General features: G+C 72.3%; 23 protein-coding genes. 17 read left to right on the top strand and 6 right to left on the bottom strand.

Annotation, left to right across the window (positions count from 1 at the left end; translation table 11 throughout):
* The first annotated feature begins 61 nt into the window (after positions 1–61).
* The 10 genes from BKA14_RS05130 (at position 62) to BKA14_RS44915 (ending at position 12,544) form a co-directional block, all read left to right on the top strand.
* The gene (locus BKA14_RS05130; RefSeq protein WP_184949775.1) at positions 62–1,471 is read left to right on the top strand and encodes an MDR family MFS transporter; all 1,410 of its coding nucleotides are present in this window, start codon (positions 62–64) and stop codon (positions 1,469–1,471) included.
* On the top strand, positions 1,468–2,139 hold the full coding sequence (locus tag BKA14_RS05125; RefSeq protein WP_184949774.1) for a hypothetical protein: 672 nt from the start codon (positions 1,468–1,470) through the stop codon (positions 2,137–2,139). Before BKA14_RS05130 ends, BKA14_RS05125 begins: the two co-directional genes overlap by 4 nt.
* Positions 2,140–2,300: 161 nt before the next feature.
* The gene (locus tag BKA14_RS05120; protein ID WP_184956565.1) at positions 2,301–3,848 is read left to right on the top strand and encodes a long-chain-fatty-acid--CoA ligase; all 1,548 of its coding nucleotides are present in this window, start codon (positions 2,301–2,303) and stop codon (positions 3,846–3,848) included.
* A 93-nt stretch (positions 3,849–3,941) separates the two neighbouring features.
* Entirely contained in the window at positions 3,942–5,267 is a 1,326-nt protein-coding gene (locus tag BKA14_RS05115) for a GlnX family signal transduction membrane protein (RefSeq protein ID WP_184949773.1), read from the top strand.
* Positions 5,267–6,235 (top strand): glutamate ABC transporter substrate-binding protein, encoded by a 969-nt coding sequence (locus BKA14_RS05110; protein ID WP_184949772.1) that lies wholly within the window; start codon positions 5,267–5,269, stop codon positions 6,233–6,235. Before BKA14_RS05115 ends, BKA14_RS05110 begins: the two co-directional genes overlap by 1 nt.
* Entirely contained in the window at positions 6,232–7,410 is a 1,179-nt protein-coding gene (locus BKA14_RS05105) for a hypothetical protein (RefSeq protein WP_184949771.1), read from the top strand. Before BKA14_RS05110 ends, BKA14_RS05105 begins: the two co-directional genes overlap by 4 nt.
* Complete coding sequence (locus BKA14_RS05100; RefSeq protein WP_184949770.1) at positions 7,407–9,602, top strand: serine/threonine-protein kinase; 2,196 nt, start codon at positions 7,407–7,409, stop codon at positions 9,600–9,602. Before BKA14_RS05105 ends, BKA14_RS05100 begins: the two co-directional genes overlap by 4 nt.
* An 82-nt stretch (positions 9,603–9,684) precedes the next feature.
* On the top strand, positions 9,685–10,632 hold the full coding sequence (locus BKA14_RS05095; protein WP_184949769.1) for a protein phosphatase 2C domain-containing protein: 948 nt from the start codon (positions 9,685–9,687) through the stop codon (positions 10,630–10,632).
* On the top strand, positions 10,629–11,894 hold the full coding sequence (locus BKA14_RS05090; protein ID WP_184949768.1) for a vWA domain-containing protein: 1,266 nt from the start codon (positions 10,629–10,631) through the stop codon (positions 11,892–11,894). Before BKA14_RS05095 ends, BKA14_RS05090 begins: the two co-directional genes overlap by 4 nt.
* Positions 11,891–12,544, top strand: coding sequence for a double zinc ribbon and FHA domain-containing protein (locus BKA14_RS44915; protein ID WP_184949767.1), 654 nt, complete (start codon positions 11,891–11,893; stop codon positions 12,542–12,544). The genes BKA14_RS05090 and BKA14_RS44915 overlap by 4 nt, the downstream gene beginning before the upstream one ends.
* Here the strand turns inward: BKA14_RS44915 and BKA14_RS05080 are convergent.
* Together BKA14_RS05080 and BKA14_RS05075 are read right to left on the bottom strand one after the other, a co-directional pair.
* A complete protein-coding gene (locus BKA14_RS05080) occupies positions 12,541–12,738 on the bottom strand; it encodes a hypothetical protein (RefSeq protein WP_184949766.1) in 198 nt (65 codons plus the stop codon). The genes BKA14_RS44915 and BKA14_RS05080 overlap by 4 nt on opposite strands.
* Complete coding sequence (locus BKA14_RS05075; RefSeq protein ID WP_184949765.1) at positions 12,731–13,306, bottom strand: hypothetical protein; 576 nt, start codon at positions 13,304–13,306, stop codon at positions 12,731–12,733. Before BKA14_RS05075 ends, BKA14_RS05080 begins: the two co-directional genes overlap by 8 nt.
* A 29-nt stretch (positions 13,307–13,335) precedes the next feature.
* Here BKA14_RS05075 and BKA14_RS05070 point away from each other — a divergent pair, with 29 nt between their 5' ends.
* Together BKA14_RS05070 and BKA14_RS05065 are read left to right on the top strand one after the other, a co-directional pair.
* The gene (locus BKA14_RS05070; RefSeq protein ID WP_184949764.1) at positions 13,336–14,031 is read left to right on the top strand and encodes a carbon-nitrogen hydrolase family protein; all 696 of its coding nucleotides are present in this window, start codon (positions 13,336–13,338) and stop codon (positions 14,029–14,031) included.
* Between the two features lie 83 nt (positions 14,032–14,114).
* Entirely contained in the window at positions 14,115–14,915 is an 801-nt protein-coding gene (locus BKA14_RS05065) for an inositol monophosphatase family protein (protein ID WP_184949763.1), read from the top strand.
* Positions 14,916–15,071: 156 nt separating this feature from the next.
* Here the strand turns inward: BKA14_RS05065 and BKA14_RS05060 are convergent, their stop codons facing one another.
* Complete coding sequence (locus BKA14_RS05060; RefSeq protein ID WP_184949762.1) at positions 15,072–15,845, bottom strand: class I SAM-dependent methyltransferase; 774 nt, start codon at positions 15,843–15,845, stop codon at positions 15,072–15,074.
* Positions 15,846–15,885: 40 nt separating this feature from the next.
* Here BKA14_RS05060 and BKA14_RS05055 point away from each other — a divergent pair, with 40 nt between their 5' ends.
* Both BKA14_RS05055 and BKA14_RS05050 read left to right on the top strand, forming a co-directional pair.
* Entirely contained in the window at positions 15,886–16,626 is a 741-nt protein-coding gene (locus tag BKA14_RS05055) for a DNA polymerase subunit beta (RefSeq protein WP_184949761.1), read from the top strand.
* Positions 16,593–17,135, top strand: a complete 543-nt coding sequence (locus BKA14_RS05050) for a GNAT family N-acetyltransferase (RefSeq protein ID WP_438861939.1) — start codon at positions 16,593–16,595, stop codon at positions 17,133–17,135. The genes BKA14_RS05055 and BKA14_RS05050 overlap by 34 nt, the downstream gene beginning before the upstream one ends.
* Position 17,136: 1 nt before the next feature.
* On the opposite strand, the gene BKA14_RS05045 is transcribed toward BKA14_RS05050, so the two are convergent.
* Entirely contained in the window at positions 17,137–17,610 is a 474-nt protein-coding gene (locus tag BKA14_RS05045; RefSeq protein WP_184949760.1) for a nucleotidyltransferase domain-containing protein, read from the bottom strand.
* Positions 17,611–17,666: 56 nt separating this feature from the next.
* Here BKA14_RS05045 and BKA14_RS05040 point away from each other — a divergent pair, with 56 nt between their 5' ends.
* Together BKA14_RS05040 and BKA14_RS05035 are read left to right on the top strand one after the other, a co-directional pair.
* Positions 17,667–18,560 carry an aminoglycoside phosphotransferase family protein gene (locus BKA14_RS05040; RefSeq protein WP_308441149.1) on the top strand — a complete coding sequence of 298 codons (894 nt, stop codon included), beginning with the start codon at positions 17,667–17,669 and terminating at the stop codon, positions 18,558–18,560.
* A 137-nt stretch (positions 18,561–18,697) separates the two neighbouring features.
* Complete coding sequence (locus BKA14_RS05035) at positions 18,698–19,573, top strand: STAS domain-containing protein (protein WP_184949758.1); 876 nt, start codon at positions 18,698–18,700, stop codon at positions 19,571–19,573.
* Here the strand turns inward: BKA14_RS05035 and BKA14_RS05030 are convergent.
* The gene (locus BKA14_RS05030) at positions 19,536–22,295 is read right to left on the bottom strand and encodes a DEAD/DEAH box helicase (RefSeq protein WP_184949757.1); all 2,760 of its coding nucleotides are present in this window, start codon (positions 22,293–22,295) and stop codon (positions 19,536–19,538) included. The genes BKA14_RS05035 and BKA14_RS05030 overlap by 38 nt on opposite strands.
* Positions 22,296–22,382: 87 nt before the next feature.
* Here BKA14_RS05030 and BKA14_RS05025 point away from each other — a divergent pair, with 87 nt between their 5' ends.
* Positions 22,383–23,126: an HAD family hydrolase gene (locus BKA14_RS05025; RefSeq protein ID WP_239092485.1), complete on the top strand. Its 744-nt coding sequence runs from the start codon at positions 22,383–22,385 to the stop codon at positions 23,124–23,126.
* Here the strand turns inward: BKA14_RS05025 and BKA14_RS05020 are convergent.
* Entirely contained in the window at positions 23,115–24,749 is a 1,635-nt protein-coding gene (locus BKA14_RS05020; RefSeq protein WP_184949755.1) for an alkaline phosphatase D family protein, read from the bottom strand. The two genes, BKA14_RS05025 and BKA14_RS05020, sit on opposite strands and share 12 nt — an antisense overlap.
* Positions 24,750–24,753: the final 4 nt, after the last annotated feature.

Here is a 24,753-nt window from a genome sequence, read left to right as displayed (position 1 = left end):
TTAGCCCGGCGGCCTACCGTCGACGTCGTTAGATACATCCGCGTATCTTAAGGCGGCCGGCATGGCTATCGAACGGCAAACCCTCCGTACGTCGCTCGCGGTGCTCACCGGCGGCGTGGCGGTCATCCTCGACTCCACGATCGTCAGCGTCGCGCTGCACGAGCTGGCGGCCGATCTCGGCGCCGGCGTCGGCACGATCCAGTGGGTCAGCACGGCCTACCTGCTCGCGCTGGGCGTGGTCATCCCGACCGTCGGCTGGCTGCAGGGGCGGCTCGGGGCGAAGCGGCTGTGGCTGGCCGCGCTCACCCTGTTCCTGCTGGGCTCGGTGTTGTGCTCGTTCGCCTGGGACGCGCCCAGCCTGATCGCCTTCCGGGTGGTGCAGGGTCTGGGCGGCGGCGTGATGATGCCGCTGATGACCACGATGATCGTGCAGGCTGCGAGCGCCGCCGATCGCACGCGGTTGATGACCGTCGTCGCGCTGCCGACCGCGATCGCGCCCGTCCTGGGCCCGGTGGCCGGCGGCCTGATCCTCGGCGCGGGCGACTGGCGCTGGCTGTTCCTCGTCAACGTGCCGATCTGCCTGGCCGGGCTGGTGCTGGCCGCGCGCTGGATCCCCGCCGGCGAGCCGGGCCGCCGGGTGCGCCTCGACGTCGTGGGGTTGCTGCTGATGTCCCCGGCTCTGGTCGCCCTGCTCTGGGGCCTGTCCAACGTCGGTGGCGGCAACGACCGTACGGACGTGCTTCTCCCCCTGATCGGCGGCGCGCTGTTGCTGGCCGCCTTCGTGCTGTGGGCCCTGCGCCGCCGCGACGACGCGCTGGTCGATCTGGGGGTGCTGCGGTCGCGCCCGACCTGGGCCGCGTCCACGCTGATGTTCCTTTCCGGCGCTTCCCTGTACGGCGCCATGCTCCTGCTCCCCCTGTACTGGCAGCAGGTGCGGGGCGAGGACGCGCTCGGCGCGGGCCTGCTGCTCATTCCGCAGGGCCTGGGTTCGCTGCTCAGCCGCACGGCCGCGGCCCGCCTGGTCGACCGGGTCGGCGCCCGCGGCGTGTCGATCCTCGGTTTCGTGCTGGTCGGCCTGGCCACGGTCCCGTTCGCGTACGCCGGCGAGCACACCGCGACCTGGCCGCTGCTGGCCGCCCTGTTCGCGCGCGGCCTGGGCCTCGGCATGGTCATCATTCCGCTCATGACCGTCGCGTTCACCGGCCTCGAGCACGCCCGGATCCCGCACGCCAGCATCGTCACCCGCGTCGCCCAGCAGGTCGGTGGGTCGGCCGGCGTGGCGCTGCTCGCGGTCGTCCTTTCGACCGCCTCAGCCCGTACGGGGAATCCGGTTCACGCTTTTGACCTCGCGTTCTGGTGGACGGTCGGCTTCACCGGGCTGGCCGTCCTGGTGTCGTTCGTGCTGCCCGGCCAGGCGGCGCAGGACGTACCGGCCGTGGCGAGCGAACCGGTCGTAAGCTCGGCCCGATGAGCGACACCAAGATCGATGTGCTGGTCGTGCGCTGGTACGAGCGGCGCAACACCACGATCGTGCGGCGCTGGCTGGACGCGGCCCGTGAGCATCTGCCCGAGGCGGTCCCGGTGCGGTTCGGCGACACGGAGCCGCTGCGGGGCCGCGGTGGCGCCGAGGAGCTGCAGGCGGCCTGGGCGAGGGCAGCCCCGCTGCTGTTCGCGACCGGCAAGAAGCCGGTCCTCGGGATCTCGATGGCGGGTGGCGGCACGGACTGGCCGGTCAAGTACGGCCCGACCGTGGTGCACTCGTTGACCGTCGCGACCGGTCCGGACGACGTACGGGTGAAGGCTTTTGCCCGGGCCGTGGCGAGCGATGACACGTTCTACACGTCGGCCTCGACCGCGGGTGGGATGACGCTGGACCGCAACACGCTGTGGGGTCCGGCCGAGCGTCGCGAGGAGCCTTATCTCGCGCCGCAGGGCGACTGGCTCGGGCTGCCGCCGACGCCGCCCGCGTGGTGCCTGTTCGGGCCCGACTACGCGAAGCTGGCCACGTACGGGGAAGGCTCCTGGGTCAGCGAACGTCTGCGGGCGCGACTGGACGAGACCGAACCTTCGCGGCGCCAGGCCCGCAAGATGCCGCGCGGCCTGCGGCGGTCGGCCTGGCAGCTGATCACCGGCCGGTGACGGCACGCACCCCGGCGAGCAGCGCTTCCGGGGCGCGGCCAAGCCCGGAGGCAGCCCCCGCGGCCGGCCGAAACACGACCGAAACGGAGGGTTTCTCAGGTCGGAGAGTCGTGCTGGGATGAGACGGCAGTCACATCGCCGCCGTGAAGGGGAACCGCCGCATGCTCAACCTCTCGATCCTGCTCGAGGACAGCGCCCGCACCCATCCCGACCGGGCGGCTGTCGTCCTCGGTGACCGGCGCCTGACCTACGCCCAGGTCGACGCGGCCGCCAACCAGGTGGCGAACCTGCTCGTCGAACGGGGCATCCGGCCCGGCGACAAGGTGGCGCTCTCCTGCCCCAACCTGCCGTACTTCCCGGTCGTCTACTACGGCATCCTCAAGGCCGGCGCGGTCGTCGTGCCGCTGAACGTGCTGCTCAAGGGTCGTGAGATCGCCTATCACCTGAAGGATTCCGAGGCCAAGGCCTACCTGTGCTTCCAGGGCACTCCCGAGCTGCCGATGGGCACCGAGGGCCACGCCGGCTTCCAGCAGACCGAGGGCTGCGAGACGTTCTTCCTGATCACCGCCGACCCGGCCGCGCCGTCGCCGATCGAGGGGACCGAGACCCTCGGGCCGGCGCTCGCGGGCCAGTCGCCGGTCTTCGAGGCCGTGCTGCTGCCCGAGACCGACCCGGCCGTCATCCTCTACACCAGCGGCACGACCGGACAGGCCAAGGGGGCCGAACTCAGCCACTCCAACCTGCTGCTCAACGCGCTCACCTGCAACCGGTTGTTCGGCGGCACGCCGGGCACCGACACGCACCTGCTCGTGCTGCCGCTGTTCCACTCGTTCGGCAGCACGGTGAACATGAACGCGGGCTTCGCCACCGCCGCGACGCTGGTGCTGCTCCCCCGCTTCGACGCGAAGGCCGCCGTGCAGTTGCTGCAGAGCGAGAACGTCACGTTCTTCGCGGGCGTGCCGACCATGTGGTGGGGGCTGCTCAACGCGCTCGGTGAGGGCGTCGACGTCGAGCGCATCGCGGCCACCATGCGCGTCGCGGTCTCCGGCGGCTCCAGCCTGCCCGTCGAGATCATCAAGGCGGTCAAGGAGCGCTTCGGGGTGACCATCCTCGAGGGGTACGGGCTGAGCGAGACCTCACCGGTGGCCACGTTCAGCAAGCCCGGCGCCGACCCGCGCCCGGGTTCGATCGGCGTGCCCATCTGGGGTGTCGAGGTCAAGCTCATCGACGCCGAGTGGAACACGATCGAGGGTGCCGACGAGATCGGCGAGATCGCCATCCGCGGCCACAACACATTGCGCGGCTACTACAACCGCCCGGAGGCGACCGCCGAGGTGGTGCGGGACGGCTGGTTCCGCAGTGGCGACCTGGGCCGGCGTGACAAGGACGGCTACTACTACATCGTCGACCGGGCCAAAGACATGATCATCCGGGGTGGCTTCAACGTCTACCCGCGCGAGATCGAGGAAGTGCTGATCACCCACGAGGCCGTCTCGCTGGCCGCGGTGATCGGCGTGCCCCACCCGAGCCACGGTGAGGAGGTCAAGGCGTTCGTGATCCTCAATCCGGGCGCCACGGTCACCGAGGAGGAGCTCGTCGAGTGGGGCAAGGAACAGATGGCGGCGTACAAATATCCGCGCGTCGTCTCGATCGTTGAGTCGCTGCCGATGACCGCGACGGGCAAGCTGCTCAAGCGGGAACTCAGCTGATCTTCGGACAATTGCGTCCCCCGGCCGCCCCGGCTGCCGGGGGCTTGCATTGATGCCTCACAGTGAAGGCCGCACAACAGCGGGGAGAAGAGCTTGACGACTGCGCTGGCGGCACGGCCCGCACCGATCACCGAACGCAAGGCCGGCCTCGTGCGCCGGGTCAGCGGCCTGCGGCACACCTCCCCCGGCCGATTGCAACTGCTGATCGCCGTCCTGGTCGGGTTCGGGCTGCTCAGTGGCCTGCTCGCGGGCGTCGCAGGCGCGTCGGCGCGGGCCGGCACGAGCGACCTGGGCGACCGGGCGCAGCCGCTGCTGGTCGAGTCCGAGGCGATCTACGCGGCGCTGGCCGACGCCGACACCACTGCCGCGCAGGCGTTCCTGGCCGGCGGGCTGGAGCCGAGTGCGCTGACCCGCCGCTACGACGCCGATCTGGAGCGGGCCACCACCGCGCTCACGTCGGCGGCCCGCCGCACCCCCGAGGACGGCCGGGCCGCCGAGGCCGTCCGCAACCTGTCGGCGGGCGTCGCGCAGTACTCGGCGCTGGTCGCCACGGCCCGCGCGAACAACCGGCAGGGCCTGCCGATCGGCTCGTCGTACCTGTCCGAGGCGTCCCGGCTCAACCGCGACACGCTGCAGCCGCAGGCCCGCGAGTTGTTCCAGGGCGCGCAGGACGAGGTCGAGGACGGCTACTCCGCGGCCGGCGCGCTGGGCTGGGTCGCGCTGCTGATGCTGTCGCTGCTGATCCTGCTGATCACGCTGATCGTCACCCAGCGCTACCTGAGCCGCCGCACGCAACGCACGTTCAACGTGCCGCTGCTGGCCGCGACCGGGCTGACGCTGGTCTTCACGATCGGCGCGATCGGGATCCTGGCCGTGCAGCAGGCCCGTCTCGACCGGGCGGCCAATCAGGGTTCGGGACCCATGGCGTCGATCGCGCAGAGCCGCCTGCTGACCTTGCAGGCGCGCGGCGACGAGGCGCTCACGCTGGCCGCGCGGGCCGGTTCCGGGCCGTACGAGCAGGACTTCACCAGCGTCGAGGCGCGGCTCAACCAGCGGGGCGGGCCGATGGTCAACCAGTACGACGAGCTCGACCCCCAGCTGGGCCGGACCATGCAACGAGCGTCGAGTCAGTTCCAGAAGTACGCCGCGATCCACAAGGACGTGCGCGCTCTCGACGACAACGGCGAGTACGACAAGGCGGTCGCGCTGGCGATCGGCCCGCAGACCACCAAGGTCTTCGAGGACCTGCGCGGCGACCTCGACTCGGCGCTGGAGAACCGCAAGGCGTTCTTCACCAGTGAGATCGACCGTGCGGGCAGCGGGCTGACCCTGCTCGCCGTGCTGGGGCCCCTGCTGGCCGTGGCGATCTGCATCTTCGCGTTCGCCGGCCTGCGCGCGCGACTGGAGGAGTACCGCTGATGCGCATCCGAGCCGTCCTCGCCGTCACCGCGCTCGCCGCCACCACCGCCCTGGCCGCCTGCTCGGGCGACACCAGCCCGCTCGACACGACCACCTCGATGCCGCAGCAGAACGCCGTCACCGCGGCCCCGCCGGCCGAGCGCGCGCCCGCGCCCGCCTGCAACCCGCGGGCCAGCCTGCGGCCCGGCTCGAGCGCCCTGCCGGCGCCGGGCGACATGCCCGCCGGCAGTTACATGGAGACGATCCAGAAGCGCGGCCGGCTCGTGCTCGGCACCAGCCAGGACACGCTGCTGTTCAGCTCGCGCAACCCCTTCACGGGGCAGATCGAGGGCTTCGACGTCGACATGGGCCGCCAGATCGCCGAGGCCATCTTCGGCGACCCCACGAAGATCCAGATCAAAGTCATCGGGTACGACAAGCGGGTCAGTTCCGCGGCCGACGGCAGTGTGGATATCGTCGCGGACACCATGACGGCCAACTGCGACCGCTGGCGGGACGTGAACTTCTCCAGCATCTATTACGAAGCCGGGCAGAAGGTGCTCGTGTCGAAGAACTCGACGGCGAAGAGCATCGACGACCTCGGCGGCAAGAAGGTGTGCTCGGCGGCGGGCTCCACCTCGTTCGAGAACATCGGCAAGCGGCCGACGAAACCGGTGGCCGTGGCCAAACCGGCGTTCGGCGACTGCCTGGTCGCGTTCCAGCGCAACGAGGTCGACGGCATCTCGACCGACGACACGATCCTGGCCGGCATGGCCGCGCAGGACCCGTACGCGAAGGTCATCGGCAAGCGTTTCACCGAGGAGCCGTACGCGATCGCCATGTCGAAGGCGCACCCGGAGTTCACCCGGTTCGTCAACGCCGTGCTCGAACGCAACCGGGCCGACGGCACCTGGAAGAAGACGTACGAGCGGTGGCTGGGCGACTTCGGTGCGGCCCCGCCCCCGCCGACCGCCGTGTACGACAAATGACCGCGCAGGCAGAGGCCGAACTGCTGCGGCTCGAGACCGCGGTGACGGCGATCGCGGCCAACCTGGTCGACCTCGACGACAACCCGGCCCGCAAGGAGCTGGACAAGTCGAAGCTGACCGGGAGGACGGCCGTGGCGTGGGCCGACGCCACCGCCGCGCTGACCGAGCTGTGGGACGGCTACCGGCTGCTCACCGAGGTGATCACGCGCGGTCAGGCGTTCCGCGACATCAAGCGGCCCAACGACGACGACCGGGCACGGTTCCGGCACGACGTGCTGGGCGAGTCGATCACCCTGTCGGTCAAGGTCGTGCCGCTGGCCCAGCGCGGGCTGCTCGGCCCCGGTCAGGTGCACAACACCTGCACGCCGGGTCAGCTGCTGTCGGCCATGGAGGCCGCGTTCGCCACGGCGGTCGGCGTGGCCACCGAGGCCGGCGCGGCGTGGGACAGGCTGCTTCCGGCCGCGGCCGAGGCGGCCAGTGCCCTCGAGACCGTGCGGCGGCTGACCCGTGCGGCGGGGGGCAGCACGGCCACGATCGACGAGGCCGACCGGCGGCTGGGGCAGTTCACGGCCACCCTGGCCGGCGATCCCCTGGGCGTCGAGGAGCGCGACCTGGCCGCCGTACGCACCCTGATCCAGCGGGCGGACGCCGAGCGCACGTCGGCCGGCGAGCTGCGCGAGGCCCTGACCCAGCGGCTCGCCGACGCTCACCGCCTGGTGGCCGAGCTGGCGGCGGCGACCGAGGAGGCGCACGTCGCCGCTGAGAAGGCCGCCGACCGGTTCCCACCCCACGAGATCGTCGCCGTGCCCGCGGGCGACCTGCGGCCCGACCTGGCCGCGATCGACGCGCTGGCCGCGGCCGGGCACTGGCCGCTGATCAGCGCGCGGCTCTCGGAGTGGACCCGCCGCGCCCGCGAGCGGCTCACCACGCTGCGCGACGGCGCGGCCCACAACAACGGCCTGCTGGCCGCCCGCAACGAGCTGCGCGGCCGCCTCGACGCCTACCAGGCCAAGGCGCTGCGCCGCGGGCTGGCCGAGCACGCCGAGCTGTCCCCGCTGGCCACGGCAGCTCGCGAGGCGCTCTACGTCGCGCCCTGCGACCTCGCCGTCGCCCGGCGGGCCGTCAACGCCTACCAGGATGCGCTCACCGCCACGATCGCGAAGGACGGCCGATGAAGTGCGAACGTAACTGCCCGGGGACGATCGAGGACGGGTACTGCGACACCTGCGGCCTCGCGCCCCGCACCGCAGCGGCGCCGAGTGTGCCCAAACCGCGCGAGGCCACGGTGGCGACCGGGCCCTCATCCCGTACGGGCGCTCTCTCCACCCGCACGTCGGGCTCGGCTCGCACCGGCAGCTCACGGACGGGCTCGTCGCGGCGGCGCTTCGGGGGCGGCCTGGTCGACATCGCGCCGATCACGCAGGCCGACCCGGCGACCGTGGTCAAGTCCGACGCCGAGGTGCCGGAGTCGAAGCGGTACTGCGCGAAGTGCGGCAACCCCGTCGGCCGTACGCGAGGCGACCGCGAGGGGCGTACGTCGGGCTTCTGCGCCTCCTGCGGCGAGCCGTTCAACTTCACGCCCAAGCTGGGCAAGGGCGACCTGATCGGCGGGCAGTACGAGGTGGTCGGCGCGCTCGCGCACGGCGGCCTGGGCTGGATCTACCTGGCCGTCGACAAGAACGTCTCGGACCGCTGGGTGGTGCTCAAGGGCCTGCTCAACTCGGGCGACGAGGACGCGCTGGCGGCGGCCGTGGCCGAGCGGCGGTTCCTGGCCGAGGTCGAGCACCCCAACATCGTCAAGATCTACAACTTCGTCGAGCACGACGGCGCCGGTTACATCGTCATGGAGTACGTCGGCGGCAAGTCGCTCAAGGACATCCTGAAGGATCGGCGTACCGCGGCCGGCAACACCTCCGACCCGCTGCCGGTCGACCAGGCCCTGGCGTACGTCCTGGAGATCATGCCGGCCTTCGGCTATCTGCACGACCGGGGCCTGATCTACTGCGACTTCAAGCCGGACAACGTGATCCAGGTGGCCGACCAGCTCAAACTGATCGACCTGGGCGGGGTCGTGCACATCGACGACCACGACGCGGCGCTCTACGGCACGGTGGGCTATCAGGCCCCCGAGATGGCCACGCTGGGCCCGTCCATCGCCTCCGACCTGTTCACCATCGGCCGGACGCTGGCCGTGCTCACCACCGACTTCCGCGGCTACCAGAGCACGTTCGCCGACAGCCTGCCCGACCGCGGCGAGTTCGAGGTGTATCAGCGGTTCGAGTCGTTCTACCGGCTGCTGCACCGGGCCACCCGCAAGGACCCGGCCGAGCGGTTCGTCGACGCGGCCGAGATGGCCGAGCAGATGCTGGGTGTGCTGCGGCAGGTGCTGGCGGCCGGCGGCACGGCCCACCCGGCGCCGTCCCGGCTGTTCACCGGCGAGCTGCGCACCGACCTGCGCTCGGAGACGCCGCGCTGGCAGGACCTGCCGACCCCGCTGATCGACCTGACCGACCCCGCGGCCGCGTTCCTGGCCTCGGTGACCGTCACCGAACCGTCCGAAGTGCTCACGCTGCTGACCTCGGCCCCGGTCGACAGCATCGAGACCCGGCTGCGCGCACTGCGGGCCCGCATCGACCTGGCCGCCCGCACCAGCGAGTTCGGCGAGGCCCGGGAGGCGTGCGACCGGCTGCTGGCCACCGAGGGCGGCGACTGGCGGGTGGCGTGGTACGACGGGCTGCTGCGGCTGGCCGCGGGCGACTACCCGGCGGCCGAGCAGCGGTTCGACGCGGTCTACTCGGCGCTGCCGGGCGAACTGGCGCCGCAGCTCGCGCTGGGCCTGACGCTGGAACTGGCCGGGAACCCCCAGGCGGCCGGCTACTACGACGTGGTGAGCCGGACCGACCCGTCGTACACGGCGGCCGCAGCCGGGCTGGCCCGCTGCCGCCTGCGCGCGGGCGACCGCAGCGGGGCCGTCGAGGCGTACAACCGGGTCCCCGGCACGTCCTCGGCCTATCGCAGCTCGCAGGTCGGGGCGGTGCGCGCGCTGGTGCAGGCGCACCCGTCGGCGGCGCCCGACGTGGACGCGTTGTCGGCCGCCGCGGCGCTGATCGAACGGCTCGAGGTGGAGGCCGCCCAGCTGGCCCAGCTGCGAGCCGAACTGCTCGAACAGGCACTGCGCAACGTCACGGGCGGGACGACGCTGCCGGCGGCGGTGCTCGGGTCCACCCGCAGCGGGAACATCCGCGAGCGCGACATCCGGTTCGCGCTGGAGGAGGCGTACCGGGAAATGGCCCGGGCCGCCCACGGGACCGAGAAGATCCGCCTGGTCGACCTGGCCAACGCGTCACGGCCGCGGACGAGGACATGACCCCTCCCCTTCCCCACGGACCGCGCCCCAGGGCCCATACTTGGGCCCCCGGCACCAGCCTGAACTGCGACAGCGAGGCACGATGACCATGACCGACTGCGCCTCGTGCGCCGACGAGCGTGCCGCCGGAGCGGCCTTCTGCGAGGCCTGCGGGCGGTCGCTGACCCCCGAGCCGCCCTGTCCGAACTGCGGGACCCCGGGTGGTGTGGGCGAGGACGGGTACTGCGAGCATTGCGGGATGCTGGCCGGGCGGGAACGCGATCACCTCGAAACTGACTGCGGCGATGTGGCGGCGGCGGTGACCGACCGCGGGTTGCGCCACCATCGCAACGAGGACGCGATGTGGCTGGCCACGCGCGGCACCGACGTCGACGTGGTGGTCAGCGACGGCGTGTCCTCGTCGTTCGATCCCGATGTGGCCTCGCTGACCGCGGTCACCTCGGCCGGGGAAGGCCTGCGGGACGGCCTCGACCTGGCCACGGCCATCGGGGCGGCGCAGATCGCGGTGGCCAAGCTGGCCGCCGAGGGCGACCCGCGGCGGCAGGCCTCCAACCCGGCCTGCACGATCGTCGCGGCGACGGTGCGCGGGGACGCGGTCACCGTCGGGTGGATCGGCGACAGCCGGGCGTACTGGGTGCCCGAGGAGGGTGTGGCCGAGCAGCTCACCGAGGACGACTCGTGGGCGACCCACGTGATCTCGCTGGGCGCCGACCCGGAGCAGGCGATGCGCGACCCCAAGGCGCACGCGATCACGGCGTGGCTCGGGGCCGACGCGGGCTCGATCACCCCGCGGACGGCGGAGTTCGTGGTCGGCGACCCCGGGCATCTCGTGCTGTGCAGCGACGGGTTGTGGAACTACCTGACCGACCCGGCCGCCTTCGCCGCCGCGGTGCGCGAGGGGTTGCGCGAACAGGGCACGCTGATCACTGCGGCCCGGTGGCTCGCCGACTACGCGATCACCGCCGGGGGCGCCGACAACATCACCGTGGCCCTGGTACCGATCACGCCAGTTGGGGGAGAACAGGGATGACCTATACCGCCGAGGCCTTCCAGAACGAGTACCTCGCCCTGGGGGCGACCGAGGTCAACGCGATCGTCACCGTCACGTCGTCCGGCAGCGCGACCGGCACCCGCACGTCCGGGGCGACCGAGATCATCATCGTCGACGCGTCGGGCTCGATGCAGGCCGAGGGGCGCATCGCCGCCGCCCGTCAGGCCGCCAAGGCCGCGGTCGCCTGCATCGACGACGGCGTGCACTTCGCGCTGATCGCCGGGGTCGGCACGGCGCAGCAGCTCTTCCCGGCGCCCGGTCAGCTGGCGGTGGCCTCGGCGCAGACGCGGGCCGAGGCGACCTGGGCGATCGACCGGCTGCACGCCAGCGGCGGCACCGCGATGGGCGCGTGGCTGCTGCTCGCGGCGCAGCTGTTCGCGCAGCGGCCGGGCGACATCGCGCACGCCATCATGCTCACCGACGGCGACAACGGCGAGCGGCAGGGCTACCTGGAGAGCGTGCTCGAGTCGATCGGCGGCAAGTTCGCGGTCGATTGCCGCGGCGTCGGCACCAACTGGAAGGTCTCCGAGCTCCGCAAGATCGCCGACGCGATGCTGGGCACCGTCGACATCGTGGCCCGGCCCGACGGCCTCACGGCGGCCTTCGAGCAGATGATGACCGCCGCCATGGGCAAGACCTCGGCCGACGTGCAGCTCAAGGTGTGGACGCCGGTGAACGCCACGGTCCGCTTCGTGAAGCAGGTCGAGCCGCAGGTGGCCGACCTGACCGGCAAGCGGGTGGCCGACGGGGCGCGGGCCGGGCGTTACCCGCTGGGCTCGTGGGGCGCCGAGAGCCGCGACTACCACATCTGCATCGACGTGCCCGCCGGTGCGGCCGGCGACGAGATGCTGGCGGCCCGGGTGTCAGTCGTCGAGGGTGACACGGTGCACGCCCAGTCCCTCGTCCGGGCGGTCTGGACCGACGACGTCGCACTGTCCACAAAGATCAACCGGCAGGTCGCGCACTACACCGGGCAGGCCGAGCTGGCCGAGACGATCCAGGCCGGCATCGAGGCCCGCAAGGCCGGCGACGACCACACCGCGACGATCAAGTTCGGCCGGGCGGCGCAGCTGGCCCACGAGAGCGGCAACCAGGCCACCTCCGAGCTGCTGGCCACGGTGGTCGAGATCGAGGACGCGGCGACCGGCACGGTGCGGCTGCGGCGCAAGGTGGCCGCGGCCGACGAGATGGCGCTGGACACCCGCTCCACGAAGACCGTGCGGGTGGGGCGCGGCCAGTGACGACGTACGCCTGCCCCAAGGGTCACGTGTCGGAGGAGAGCGACTTCTGCGACACGTGCGGAGCCAAGATCACCCCCGGTGCCCCGGCGGCTCCCGTGGTCACGCCGGCGCCTCCGGCGACTACGGCTGAGCCCTGCCCCAACTGCGGCACACCCCGCGCCGGGTCGAGCCGCTTCTGCGAGGACTGCGGCTACGACCACAGCACGGGCCGGGTGCCCACGCTGGTCGCCCCGGCCACGCCCGGCTCCCCGGCCGAGCTGGCGGGCTGGACGGTCACGATCGCGCCCGACCGGTCCTACTTCGAGGACAACGCGATCGACGGCATCGAGTTCCCCGCCGACGGCAAGACCCGTACGGTCCCCCTGCCCCCGCCGCAGGTGCGGATCGGGCGCAAGAGCACCTCGAAGGGCACCCACCCCGAGATCGACCTGTCCGACGACGACCCCGGCGTCTCACACTCGCACGCGCTGCTGACCCTGAGCGTCGACGGGGTGTGGCTGGTCTCCGACGTCGGCTCGACCAACGGCACGTACGTCAACGACGACCAGGCACCGCTGACAGCCGGCCAGTCCCGCGCCCTGACCGACGGCGACCGCGTGCACGTCGGCGCGTGGACCACCCTGACCTTGCACGCCCCGAGCCAGGCCTAGTCCGGCGGCTCGGGGACCGGTGCGCCGGCCTCGTCCTCGCCGCGGTTGGCCCGGGTTGCGTTGACGCCCTTGTTGCTGCTCCCGGTGGCGGGCGTGGCAGAGCCGGGCGGGTTGTCGGTGGGGAACGGGTCAGTCTCCGGGGCGCCGGTGATGTGCTGATCCGTGCTCGGCCCCGCGTTCGAGGTGTCACTCATCTGAGTCCACTACCCATTCTGCGGTCGTTTGCACGTCGAACGAGCCGTCCACGGTGAGGACCCGGTAGCCCCGGTCGCGCGCCTCGGCGGCCACCCTCGCGGCGAACCGCTCGTCGCGCTCCATCCAGCGGTCGAACGCCGACGGGGGCAGGCCCCTCGTCAGGTCGCGGGCCCACCGGCGGCGGGCGTAGTGGTGGCGTTGAAAAGCGGGGGTGGGTACGAGCCAGACCGCGTCGGCCGGCGGCACGGGCAAGCCGGCGAGCAGAGACGGAAGCAGCGCGGCGCCCTCCACCACGGCGGCGGGCGGGAGGTCGGCCAGGATCAGCGGGAACTGCTCACGACAGGCCCGGACGACGTCCTCCACCTGCACGTCGACGGGCTGGGCGAGGCGCTCACCGATCGGCATCGTGGTCACCTTGCGCATCGCCGGGCCGGCCACAGCCGCATGACGGTCGAAGGCGTCGTCGCACGAATAGAGCGGCCACCCCACGCTCTCGGCGACGAGGGCAGCCACCGTGCTCTTGCCCGCGCAGGGCGAGCCGCCGATCCAGACGCGGGTCCCGTTCATCACCCGGGATTATGCGGCAGACTCGGGTCATGCTGATCGGGGTGTGTCAGACGCCCGAGATTCTCGGTGATGTGGCAGCCGCGCGCGACCTCGTGCACGATGTGGCTCGGCAGGCCGCGGGCGTCGATCTGCTGGTCTTCCCGGAGTGTTTCCTGCAGGGCTACCAGCCGACCCCGGAACACGTCCGCCGGCACGCGATGCGCTGCGCCGACGTGCGCCTCGACGTGCCGGGGACCGTGGTGCTGGGCATGATCGAGCGCGACGGGGATCGTTTCTACAACAGCGCCGCGGTCTTCGCCGGCGGGTGCTACCTGGGGGCGTACCGGAAGACGTTTCTGACCCGGGGTGAGCGCGTTTTCACGGCGGGCGGCGCTTATCCGGTGTTCCGGGCGGGCGGCACGACCTTCGGCGTCAACATCTGCTTCGACGGCCGGTATCCGCACGCCGCCGCCGCGATCGCGCGTCAAGGAGCGACCCTGCTCGCCTTTCCGGCGCAGAACATGATGCGCCGCGAGAAGGCGTACGAGTGGCAGGAAAAGCACAACGCCCTGCGCCGCAGACGCGTCGCCGAAACGGGGCTGTGGCTGGCCTCGGCCGACGTGACCGGGGAACGCGGCACCACGCATCTCGGGCTCGGGCCGACGTGCGTGATGAACCCGGCCGGCCAGATCGTGGCCGAGGTGCCGCCGGGAACCGTCGGGGTGGCGACAGCCGAAATCCACTGACCGTTCACGTGCGGTGTGCTTGGGGAGTGAAGCGGGTGACACACCAGCGATTCGCGCCGGCCGGCCCGCCGATCGGAGGCAGGATGGGCTACGTGGAGACGGATCTTCAGCTCGCCCAGCGCGCCGCGATGACCGGGGCCGCCGTGGCGCTGCCGCACTTCGAGGCCCTCGCCGAGCTGCCCCGCGAGGTCAAAGCGGACGGCTCGGTCGTGACCGCCGCCGACCGGGCCGTCGAGTCGGCGATCCGGGACGTGCTGACCGCGGCCCGTCCGTCCGACGCGATCCTGGGCGAGGAGGAGGGCCAGACCGGCTCGGCCGGGCGCCGCTGGATCATCGACCCGATCGACGGGACGGCGCTGTTCGTGGCGGGCGACGACCGCTGGCTGGTGCTGATCGCGCTCGAGGAGGACGGCGTGGTCACGACCGCGGTGGCCGCGCATCCGGCGCAGGGCAGCGTGTGGTGGGCGACCCGCGGCGGCGGCGCGTTCGAGGGGCGGATCGTCGGCGGCCGGGTCGTCGCCGAGACACCGGTGCACGTCTCGGCGGGGGCCGACACGGTGGCGGGCTGCCGGCTCGGCGTGGTCCCCGAGGACTGGGGGCGCGAACTGGTGGCGCCGCTCAAGGAGGTCACGCCGGCCCTGCCGTGGCCGATCCACCCGGCCCTGATGATCGCGCGCGGCGACCTCGACCTGGCCGTGCAGACCGGCGGCCAGATCTGGGACTTCGCGTCGACCTCGCTGATCGTCCGCGAGGCCGGGGGCGGCTACAGCGGCGTCAACGGGCGGCTGGAGCCGGGGCCGGGAGCCTCCGTCTACGCCCGCAGCGACGCTCTGCGGCTCGCCGCATTGGAGATCGTCAGCGGGGCGGCGCTGTCCTCACCCTGATCAACACAGCGCTCGCCGCCGACGGGTCGTTTTTCTCACCGTGATCAACACAGTGGACTTGCCGTCAGCGGGTCGTACGTCTCGCCATGATCAACGCAGTGGACTTGCCGTCAGCGGGTCGTACTTCTCGCCATGATCAACGCAATGGACTTGCCGTCAGCGAGCCCCTTTCTTCGCCATGATCAACACGGCGTGCTGGCGGATACGGAACGAGCCGTCGGCGGCGATCCGAGCGTTGATGAACTCGCGCGCAACGGCCTCCTCGGCCGGGGTCAGCGGCGCGCGGCCCTGACTGGCCACGTAACGCAGCACGGGCTCCGGGCCCAGCACCGCCAGCTCGGACGGATAGCGCTCGGTCGTGACCTCGGTGAAGAGCCTTCCCACGTACGCCGTGGCAGTGCTCGCCGTGATGTCGTTGTGCCCCGGTCGCAGGCTCAGATCGGGCCGCCCGACCGCGGGCCCCAGTTCGCCGATCTCGGCCAGGTGGTCGTCGTCGTTGAGGCCCGTCACCAGCCGCCCGCCCGGCCGCAGCACCCGGGCGAACTCGCGCAGGGCCGCCTCGGGGTCGTCGAGGTGGTAGAGCATGTGGTTGGCGAGCAGCAGGTCGGCGCTCGCGTCGGGGAACGGCAGCCGGGTGGCGTCGCCGCGCAGCACCGTCGCGCCGGGCACCTGCCGCAGCCGCTCGCACATGGCCGGGGAGAAATCCACGAGCGTGAGGCGCATCGGGTGGGCCCGGGGGTCGACGCGGCTCCACAGCGCACCCGTGCCGGCGCCGACCTCCAGCACGTCGCCGCGCAGAGGCAGGCGCTCGGCCAGCCACGAATACCAGTCCTGGGGGTTGGTGCGGTAGTCGTAGAGGGCGATCCGGGACGTGAGGTTCTCGGTCGTCGTCTCGTACTGCTCCCTCGCGCGGGCACCCGGCGTCGTCATGCCAGCACCCTATTCGCGTACGTCCAATAAGGTGCAGACCGTGGAGATCGCCCGTACGTTCGCCGACGAGGCCGACGCCCGCGCGCCCGGAGCGCTGACCGGCCTGTTCCTGCACGGCTCGCTGTGCTGGGGGGAGTTCTTCCCCGGCAGCGACGTCGATTTCGTCGGCGTGTGGGCTGAACCCCCCGACCACGCTGTGCTGGCCGAGGCGCACGCGGCCACGAAGGAGCGGCACCCCGAGATGGTGTTCGACGGATTCCACTGCACGCCGGCCGACCTGGCCGTCCCGGCGCTGACCGTGGGGCGGCGGCCCGCCTTCTTCCAGGGCGTGTTCGACTCCGCCGGCACGATCGACATCAACCCGGTGACGTGGCACGAGCTGGCCGAACGGGCGGTGGTCGTGCGCGGGCCGCTGCCGCCGGTGCACACCGACCGGGCCGAGTTGCGCGCCTTCACCCGCGGCAACCTCGACACGTACTGGCGGTCCACGCTGAAACAGGTCGAGGAGGCCGGTGCCGAGGCGTTCGGCATCCACGATCCGTCGATCGCCTGGGTCGTGCTCGGGGTGGCCCGGTTGCACCACCTGCTGGCGCTGGACGAGCTGACGTCGAAAAGCGGCGCGGGCCGTTACATCGTGTCGCACCTGGACCCGCGCTGGCACCGCATCGGACGCGAGGCGTTGCGCATCCGCGAACGGCCCGGCGACCCTGCGCTCTACGACGATCCAACCGCCCGCGGCCAGGATGCATCCGACTTCCTTCGCTGGGCGGTGACCTCGTGATCCCTACCCCGGCCCTGCCGGACGGGCAGCGTTCCGCCGTTCGCCGCCTGCTGGACGACGCCTTCGACGGTGACTTCTCCGACGACGACTGGGAGCACGCGCTCGGCGGCCTGCATTTCCTGGCCGTACGGGAGGACACGATCGTCGCGCACGCGGCTGTGGTCCAGCGCAGCTTCTTCCACGCCGATCGGGCCTGGCGCTGCGGCTACGTCGAAGCCGTGGCCGTGCACCCCGCGTGGCGGCGGCAGGGGCTGGCGGGCGAGGTGATGGCCGCGGCCGAGCAGGCCATCGACCGGGCGTACGACTTCGGGGCGCTGTCGGCCTCGGACGCCGGGCGCGCCCTCTACGAGTCGCGGGGCTGGCTGCCCTGGCGCGGGCGGACGGCCGTGCTCTCCCCCGCCGGCCTGTCGTTGACGCCCGACGACGACGACAGCACGTTCGTCCGCGGCGGCCCCCTCGACCTCGACGGGCTGCTCGCCTGCGACTGGCGCAACGGCGACGTCTGGTGACTCAACCGAACCGCTCGCGCAGCAGCCGGATGTCGTGGTGGTCCTTGTCCCGTGGTGGATAGCCGGTGTGCCACCGCAACGACCACTCCACGGCCTCACACCGTACGGGAATTCCGCCGACACTCCCCTGCCCGGCCAGCGCCGCGGCCGGGAACGACTCGCCGTGCAGGGCCGACCCGTAGTGGAGGCGGCCGTCGGGGCGCACCTCGTACAGGTGCAGGTCGAGCCGGCGGCGCGCACCGTCGTGCAGCACGAAGTTCCACGGCCGGTCGCCGGGCCACGGGTGGATCCGGTCGATCCCGAGGCGGGTCAGACCCTCGAAGGCTTCGTGCAACTGGTCCGCCGGGAGCCAGATGTCGAGGTCGTCGTGCTTGCGGGTCTGCTCGCCGAGCAACGCGTCGACAGCCCAGCCGCCGCTGAGGCACACGTCTGCCCCGGGCCCCTGCACCACTTCGACCACGTCCAGGACACGCATCTCGTACGCCGTATCCGCCACTGCGCTCCCCACCTCTCTGCACTAGCGTGACTGCCGTGCCGGAGATCAGCGAGCATCTGGTCCGTGTCCTGCTGCGGGAGCAGCACCCCGACCTGGCCGATCTGCCTGTCCGTGAGGTGGCGGGCGGCTGGGGCAACCAGATGTGGCGCCTCGGTGACGACCTGGCCGTCCGGATGCAGCGGATGGACACCAGCGGAGATCCGCAGCTCAAGGAGCGGCGCTGGCTACCCCGGCTGGCTGGACGTCTGCCGCTGCCCGTTCCGGCGCCGGTGCGCAACGGCACGCCCTCCGAGCGCTTTCCGAAAATGTGGACCGTCATGACCTGGGTGCACGGCACGCCCTTGGACCACACGACGATCACCCGCGGGGACCACGCAGCGGACACGCTGGCCGCGTTCCTCACCGCGCTGCATGTGGAGGCGCCCGCCGAGGCTCCGGGCGCTTCCGACTTCGGCACCCACCCCAGGGACTCCGGGGACGGATTCGAGCATTTCCTGAACGCCGTGGACCTGGAAGCCTTCGGCTTCGCCGCGGACGACATCCGGGCCGTGTGGGACGACGCGGCGGCGACTCCGCAATGGCCGGGACCCCGGGTGTGGGTACACGGCGACCTGCATCCCGCGAACGTGGTCGTGGCCGACGGCACGCTGGCGGGCGTGGTGGACTTCGGGGCGCTGTTCGCCGGCGATCCGGCGTGGGACCTCGGGGCCGCGTGGTTGCTGCTGCCCGACGGGGGCGCCGCCCGGTTCTTCGACCGTTACCCCCGGGTGGACGGGGCCACGTTCCGCCGGGCACGCGGGCTGGCCGCCATGAAATGCCTGTTCCTGATGCTGATGGGCCAGAACGGGGACCGCGGCCGGCCCGGTGGCAAGCCGCACTGGGGTCCGGCCGGACGGACGGCTCTGGCTCGTGTCCTGAAGGGCGTTTGACACGTCAGTGCGCGGTGTGGCCCAGCCGGTGCCGGAGCCAGCCCGGTGCGCGGCGGGGTGAGAGGCGGTCCAACACCCGATAGCCCCGGTCATCGGGGTCGCGTAACCTGGGCAAAACTCCCGCACCGGCGGTGACGATGAGTGACCCGCGCTTCCACCTTCCCCTAGCCCCCGGCGAACAGGCGGGCTTCGTCGCGCTCGCCGGCAGCCTCGACGGGAGCGCGCGGGACCGGGTGCGGGCGGCCCTCGGCGCCGCCCTGGCCTGGGCCGGGGCGCGCCGCCGGCCCGAGGTCGTGGTGGATGTGCGGGCGGTGCGGCTGGTCGACGCGGGCACGATCCGGCTGCTGCTCGACGCGCATCAGGCCGCGGCCGACGCCGGCCGGGCCTTGCGGCTGGTCGGCCCGCGGGCCGCGGTGAGCCGGGCCATCGAGGCAGCCGGAGCCGGTCCCCGGCTTCTGCCCGGCACGAGTGAGAGCCACGAGGACGGTGATCCGCGCCTGACTGTGCCGGACGGCGCCGACGACCTGGCCCGGGCCACCGCCGAGCGCCGGCGCACCGAGATCGATCAGGCCCGCATCCGCGCCCGCATCCAGCAGCAGGCCGTCGACGGCGAGGTCCGCGCGACCCGGCGCACCCTGCTGGCCGATCTGCGGGAGCGGCTGCGGGCCGACCCGCGGGCCCTGGTCGACGACCGTTTCCTGGCCCTGGCCGACGCCGACACCGTGCACACCGCGATCCTGATGGCCGCCACCATCGTCGGCTCGGCCGACGCGTGCGAACTACGTCTCGACGACGCGGCGGCGACCGTACGGCTGCGCAGCTTCGCCGAGGACGAGTTCGCCACGTCGCGGTCGTATCCGCTGCGCGACGACGAGGGCCGGTTGCTCGGGGTGCTCACGATGCGGTATCGCACGGGCGAGCCCCGGGCGGGCCGGCCCAAGATCGTCGTGGAGTGCGCGGAGGTGGCCCTGGCCGTCACAGGCCGGCCTGATAGGCCAGCACCCCCCGGTTGACCGCGGTGATCGCCTTGCGGGCGGTGGCCCGCAGCTCCTCCGACGCCGCCGAGGCCTCGCGGAGCTGGGCCAGCAGGTCGAGCACCTGTCGCGCCCAGCGCACGAAGTCGCCCGCCGGCATGTCCGCGTCGTAGTTGTGGCCGCTGGCCAGCACGCGGGCCAGCGGCTCGCCGCGGGCCCAGCGATACATCGGCCAGACGAACCCCGGGTCGGGTTCGCGCGTCAGCGTCAGCCCGTGTTCGGACTCGTCGGCCGCGATGTCACCCCACAGCTTGGCGCAGGCGTCGACGGCCTCGGTGATCGCACCCTTGGGCACCGAAGCCCGGTCGTCGCCCTCGCGGCGCGACTCGTAGAGCACCATCGACACCGCCGCGGCCAGTTCCTCCGGGTCGAGCGAATCCCACACGCCGTGCCGCAGGCACTCGGCGATCAGCAGGTCGGCCTCCGACCAGATGCGGCCCAGCATGCGGCCCGTCTCGGTGACGTCGCCGCCGGCGGAAAGGTAGCCCCGCTCGGCCAGCACCGCGCACACCTGGTCGAACGTGCGGGCCAGTGAGCCCGTGCGCCCGGCCACCTTGTCGCGCAGCGCGTCGGTGTCGCGGGCCAGCCGGTGCCGCCGCTCGGCCCAGCGGGCGTGTTCCTCCCGGTCGGGGCAGGCGTGGCACGGGTGCTGCCGCATCTGCACCTTGAGCAGGGCGATCTCGGCGTCCTCGCCGGAGTTGCCGCCGCCCCGGTTACGACGTCGGCCGCCGCCGCTCTGCCGGTCGTGACCGGTCGCGCTGACCTGGGCCGCCAGGTCGCGGCGGGCGGCGGGTGAGCGCGGATTGAAATGCTTGGGGACACGCAGGCGGTCGAGCACCTCGGCCTCGCCCGCGAAGTCGGCCGGACTGACCCGACCGGCCCACCTGTCCTGAGTGAGCACCATCGGGCGGGGCTCGCCGAAACCGCCGTTGGGCGCCTCGAGCACAACGGCCAGCCCGGCCCGGCGGCCCTGGGCCACCCGGATCACGTCGCCCACGCGCAGCTTCTCGAGCGACTCCACGATGGCCGCGCGGCGGTGCGAGGCGCCCTGGCGGGCCAGCGCACGTTCCCGGTCGGCGATCGCGACCCGGATGGCGAAGTATTCGTCGAAGTCGCCGTGGTGGCACGCGGCGTCCTGCCCGTACGTCTGCATGGTGTCGACGTTGCGCTGCACCTGGCGGGCCAGGCCCACCACGGAACGGTCGGCCTGGAACTGGGCGAACGACGACTCGAGCAGGTCGCGGGCCTTGTCGGCGCCGACCGAGCCGACCAGGTTGACCGCCATGTTGTACGACGGGCGGAACGACGAGCGCAGCGGATACGTCCGGGTGGAGGCCAGGCCGGCGACGTGCCGCGGGTCGACCTCGGGGCTCCACAGCACGACCGCGTGGCCCTCGACGTCGATGCCGCGGCGCCCGGCCCGCCCGGTGAGCTGCGTGTACTCCCCCGGGGTGAGGTCGACGTGGGCCTCGCCGTTGAACTTGACCAGCCGCTCCAGCACGACGCAGCGGGCGGGCATGTTGATGCCCAGCGCGAGGGTCTCGGTGGCGAAGACCGCCTTGACCAGGCCCTGCACGAAGCACTCCTCGACCGCCTCCTTGAAGGCGGGCAGCATGCCGGCGTGGTGGGCGGCGACGCCCCGCTCGAGGCCGTCGAGCCACTCCCAGTAGCCCAGCACGGAGAGGTCTTCGCGCGGGATCGAAGCGACCCGGGCCTCGGCGATGCGGCGGATCTCGGCCCGCTCGTCGGCGTTGGTCAGGCGCAGCCCGGCGGCCAGGCACTGCTGCACGGCGGCGTCGCAGCCGGCCCGGCTGAAGATGAACAGGATCGCCGGGAGCAGATCGGCGCGTTCGAGCCGGTCGACCACCTCGGCCCGCGGCGGCGGCTGCCAGCGCTTGCCGCGACCGCCACGACCGGGACCGTACGACCGGTCGGTCATCTCGAGCCGGCGCAGCATCTCGCGGGAGTAGCGCAGCAACTCGGGGTGCACGTCGTGTTTCTTGGCGGCGTCGGCGTCGTGGAACAGGTCGAACATGCGCCGGCCGACCAGCATGTGCTGCCAGAGCGGGACGGGCCGGTGCTCGCTGACGATCACCTCGGTCTTGCCCCGCACGGTGACCAGCCAGTCGGCGAACTCCTCGTAGTTGCTGACCGTGGCCGAGAGCGAGACCAGCGTGACCGAGGCGGGCAGGTGGATGATCACTTCTTCCCAGACCGCGCCGCGGAACCGGTCGGCCAGGTAGTGCACCTCGTCCATCACCACGTACGCCAGGTTCTTCAGCGCGGACGAGCCCGAGTAGAGCATGTTGCGCAGCACCTCGGTGGTCATCACGACCACGGGCGCGTCGCCGTTGATGGCGTTGTCGCCGGTCAGCAGGCCGACCTTGTCGGAGCCGTAGCGCTCGACGAGGTCGTGATACTTCTGGTTGGACAGCGCCTTGATCGGCGTCGTGTAGAAGCACTTGCGCTCACCCGCGCGCAACGCCAGGTGCACCGCGAACTCACCGACCACGGTCTTGCCGGCGCCGGTGGGCGCGCACACCAGCACGCCGCTGCCCCGTTCGAGCGACTCGCAGGCGGACCGCTGGAAGTCGTCCAGGTCGAAGCCGACGTCGAGCATGAAATCCGAGAGCGCGGGAAACTCGGCCACCCGGGCCGCCCGCCTCACCGATTGCGCATACCGTTCGGCGGGACTCGTCATGAACACCAGGCTAGTTCGTCGGTGTGACAAGAAGCAGCACGGGCGGTTGCGTCCCGCCCCGTGAGGCGTGGTGGGTATGGTGCTCCCGTGCCGGATGTCGCATCGACCGATCACCCTCCCCATCGGCCGCGCCGTGAGGTCGACGCCGTGCTGTTCGACTTCCACGGCACGTTGGCCCAGGTGGAGGACCCTGTGACGTGGGTCGTGGCCGCCGCCCGGGCGTGCGGTCGCGAGCTCGACCGGGGCCAGGCGACAGTGCTGGCCGACAGATTGGTCACAGCCGGGCGGGCCGGGGGTCCGCTGCCCCACCGGGTGCCGCCTCACCTGGCCGAGCACTGGGCCGACCGCGACCTGTACGCGCAGAGCCACCGCGCGGCGTACACGGGCCTGGCCGCGACCGTCTCGACGGACGTGGAGGGGCTGGCCGACGCCCTCTACGAGCGGCTGCTGGCGCCCGACGGCTGGCTGCCGTACGCCGACACCGAGTCCACGCTGCGCACGCTGCACGAGGCCGGGATCAAGGTGGCGGTCGTCAGCAACGTCGGCTTCGACATCCGCCCCCTGTTCGACGCGTGGGGCCTGAGTCCCCTGATCGACGCGTTCGCGCTGAGCTACGAGGTCGGGCGCACCAAGCCCGACCCGGCGATCTTCCTGCGGGCCTGCGGGATGGTGCGCGCCGACCCCGAGCGCACGCTCATGGTGGGTGACACGCCCGCCGACGCGGGGGCCGTGGCCGCCGGGTGCGCCGCGCTGGTGCTGCCCGCAGCCGAGCCGGGCCGCCCCAACGGTCTGGAGGCGACCCTGGCCCTGGCCGGGTGCTCAGGGGCGTGACGTCTCCTGCTCGACGGTGTCGGCAGCGGCGGCGGAGCGCAGCGACGGGGTCGGGTTGTCGGCGGTCTGGTGCAGGCCGGGCACGCGATCCTCGATCACGAACGTGGCCCGGGTGTGCACGGGTGCACCCGGCGTGGTCACGTACTCCACGACACGGAAGTCCGCGGTGAGGCTGTCCCGCGTGATCCGCGTACGGACATAGCCTCTCTGGTTGTTGTAGAAGCGCAGGTGCGGGTTCCAGGCGGCCCACGGGTGCTGCCCGGTGGGCACGTCGGCGCCGTCGCCGGTGGACGTGATCGAGGAGCAGACCAGCTCGGTGCCGACGGTCCTGGAGGTCGGATCGGCGTAGTCCAGCTTCAGCTCGTCGGCCCAGTGGGCGTGCACGTCACCGGTGAGCACGACCGGGTTGCGTACGCCCGCGTCGACCCACCCGCGCGTGATCCGCTCGCGCGACGCGGCGTAGCCGTCCCACGAGTCCATGCTGGTCACGACCTGCGGGCCCGCGTTGTTGTCACGCTGGCCGAAGAAGACCTGCTGGCCCAGGACGTCCCAGCGGGCCGACGAGCGGCGGAACCCGTCGAGCAGCCACGTCTCCTGCCGCTCACCGGTGATCGAGCGGGCCGGGTCGTACGCGTCGGCGCAGTCCTTGTAGCCGTCGCCGCAGGCCTGGTCGTCGCGGAACTGCCTGGTGTCGAGCAGGTGGAACGTGGCCAGCCGGCCCCAGTGCAGCCGCCGGTAGAGCTGCATGTCGAGGCCGCGCGGGATCGAGGTGCGGCGCAGCGGCATGTTCTCGTAGTAGGCCTGGAACGCGGCCGCACGCCGGGCCGGGAAGGCCGGGTCGGGCTGCTCGGGCACCTCGTCGGCCCAGTTGTTCTCGACCTCGTGGTCGTCGAACACCACGGCCCAGGGCGCGACGGCGTGCGCGGCCTGCAGGTCGGGGTCGGTCTTGTACTGCGCGTGCCGCTGCCGGTAGTTGGCCAGGGTGACGGTCTCCGGGCCGGCGTGGTCGCGCGGGTTTCCGCCGGGGATCGTGTAGACGCCGGCCTGGTATTCGTACTGGTAGTCGCCCAGGTGCAGCACGATGTCGGGCTCGTCGGCGGCCAGGTGACGGTAGGCGGTGAAGTAGCCGTGCTCGTACTGCGAGCAGGACGCGAACGCCATGGCCAGGGTGCCGCCGGTCGCCCACAGCGGCGGCGCGGTGCGGGTGCGCCCGGCCGGGGACACATACCCCTCGGCCCGGAAGCGATAGAAGTATTCACGGCCCGGCAGCAGATGACCGAGTTCCACGTGTACGGCGTGGGCCGACTCCGGGCGGGCCGCGGCCACACCGCGGCGCACGATCGTGCGGAAACGCTCGTCGGCGGCGAGTTCCCACTGCACGGGCACGACGCGGTCGGGCATGCCGCCGAGACCGTCCTCGGCCAAGGGGGTGGGGGCCAGGCGGGTCCAGAGCACGAAGCCGTCGGGTTCCGGGTCGCCCGAGGCGACGCCGAGCGTGAACGGGTCGGAGCGCAGCGGACCCCGGTACGGTGCTGCCGTGGCGGCCAGCGGCCAGGTGGTGGCGGCGCCGGCCACGCCTGCTGCGGCCGAGCTGAGCAGGAGGGTGCGTCGGGTGAGGACCATGCCC

It is taken from the genome of Paractinoplanes abujensis, from assembly GCF_014204895.1.
Classification (GTDB): domain Bacteria; phylum Actinomycetota; class Actinomycetes; order Mycobacteriales; family Micromonosporaceae; genus Actinoplanes; species Actinoplanes abujensis.
The sequence above is the reverse complement of the archived record's forward strand: the minus strand, read 5'-3'. Positions and strand labels throughout refer to the sequence as shown.

Coding starts and splice junctions, on each gene's coding strand:
- BKA14_RS05130 (WP_184949775.1), top strand. CDS start 62: ATGGCTATCGAACGGCAAACCCTCCGTACGTCGCTCGCGGTGCTCACC.
- BKA14_RS05125 (WP_184949774.1), top strand. CDS start 1,468: ATGAGCGACACCAAGATCGATGTGCTGGTCGTGCGCTGGTACGAGCGG.
- BKA14_RS05120 (WP_184956565.1), top strand. CDS start 2,301: ATGCTCAACCTCTCGATCCTGCTCGAGGACAGCGCCCGCACCCATCCC.
- BKA14_RS05110 (WP_184949772.1), top strand. CDS start 5,267: ATGCGCATCCGAGCCGTCCTCGCCGTCACCGCGCTCGCCGCCACCACC.
- BKA14_RS05105 (WP_184949771.1), top strand. CDS start 6,232: ATGACCGCGCAGGCAGAGGCCGAACTGCTGCGGCTCGAGACCGCGGTG.
- BKA14_RS05100 (WP_184949770.1), top strand. CDS start 7,407: ATGAAGTGCGAACGTAACTGCCCGGGGACGATCGAGGACGGGTACTGC.
- BKA14_RS05095 (WP_184949769.1), top strand. CDS start 9,685: ATGACCATGACCGACTGCGCCTCGTGCGCCGACGAGCGTGCCGCCGGA.
- BKA14_RS05090 (WP_184949768.1), top strand. CDS start 10,629: ATGACCTATACCGCCGAGGCCTTCCAGAACGAGTACCTCGCCCTGGGG.
- BKA14_RS05080 (WP_184949766.1), bottom strand. CDS start 12,738: ATGAGTGACACCTCGAACGCGGGGCCGAGCACGGATCAGCACATCACC.
- BKA14_RS05075 (WP_184949765.1), bottom strand. CDS start 13,306: ATGAACGGGACCCGCGTCTGGATCGGCGGCTCGCCCTGCGCGGGCAAG.
- BKA14_RS05070 (WP_184949764.1), top strand. CDS start 13,336: ATGCTGATCGGGGTGTGTCAGACGCCCGAGATTCTCGGTGATGTGGCA.
- BKA14_RS05065 (WP_184949763.1), top strand. CDS start 14,115: ATGGGCTACGTGGAGACGGATCTTCAGCTCGCCCAGCGCGCCGCGATG.
- BKA14_RS05060 (WP_184949762.1), bottom strand. CDS start 15,845: ATGACGACGCCGGGTGCCCGCGCGAGGGAGCAGTACGAGACGACGACC.
- BKA14_RS05045 (WP_184949760.1), bottom strand. CDS start 17,610: ATGCGTGTCCTGGACGTGGTCGAAGTGGTGCAGGGGCCCGGGGCAGAC.
- BKA14_RS05035 (WP_184949758.1), top strand. CDS start 18,698: ATGAGTGACCCGCGCTTCCACCTTCCCCTAGCCCCCGGCGAACAGGCG.
- BKA14_RS05030 (WP_184949757.1), bottom strand. CDS start 22,295: ATGACGAGTCCCGCCGAACGGTATGCGCAATCGGTGAGGCGGGCGGCC.
- BKA14_RS05020 (WP_184949755.1), bottom strand. CDS start 24,749: ATGGTCCTCACCCGACGCACCCTCCTGCTCAGCTCGGCCGCAGCAGGC.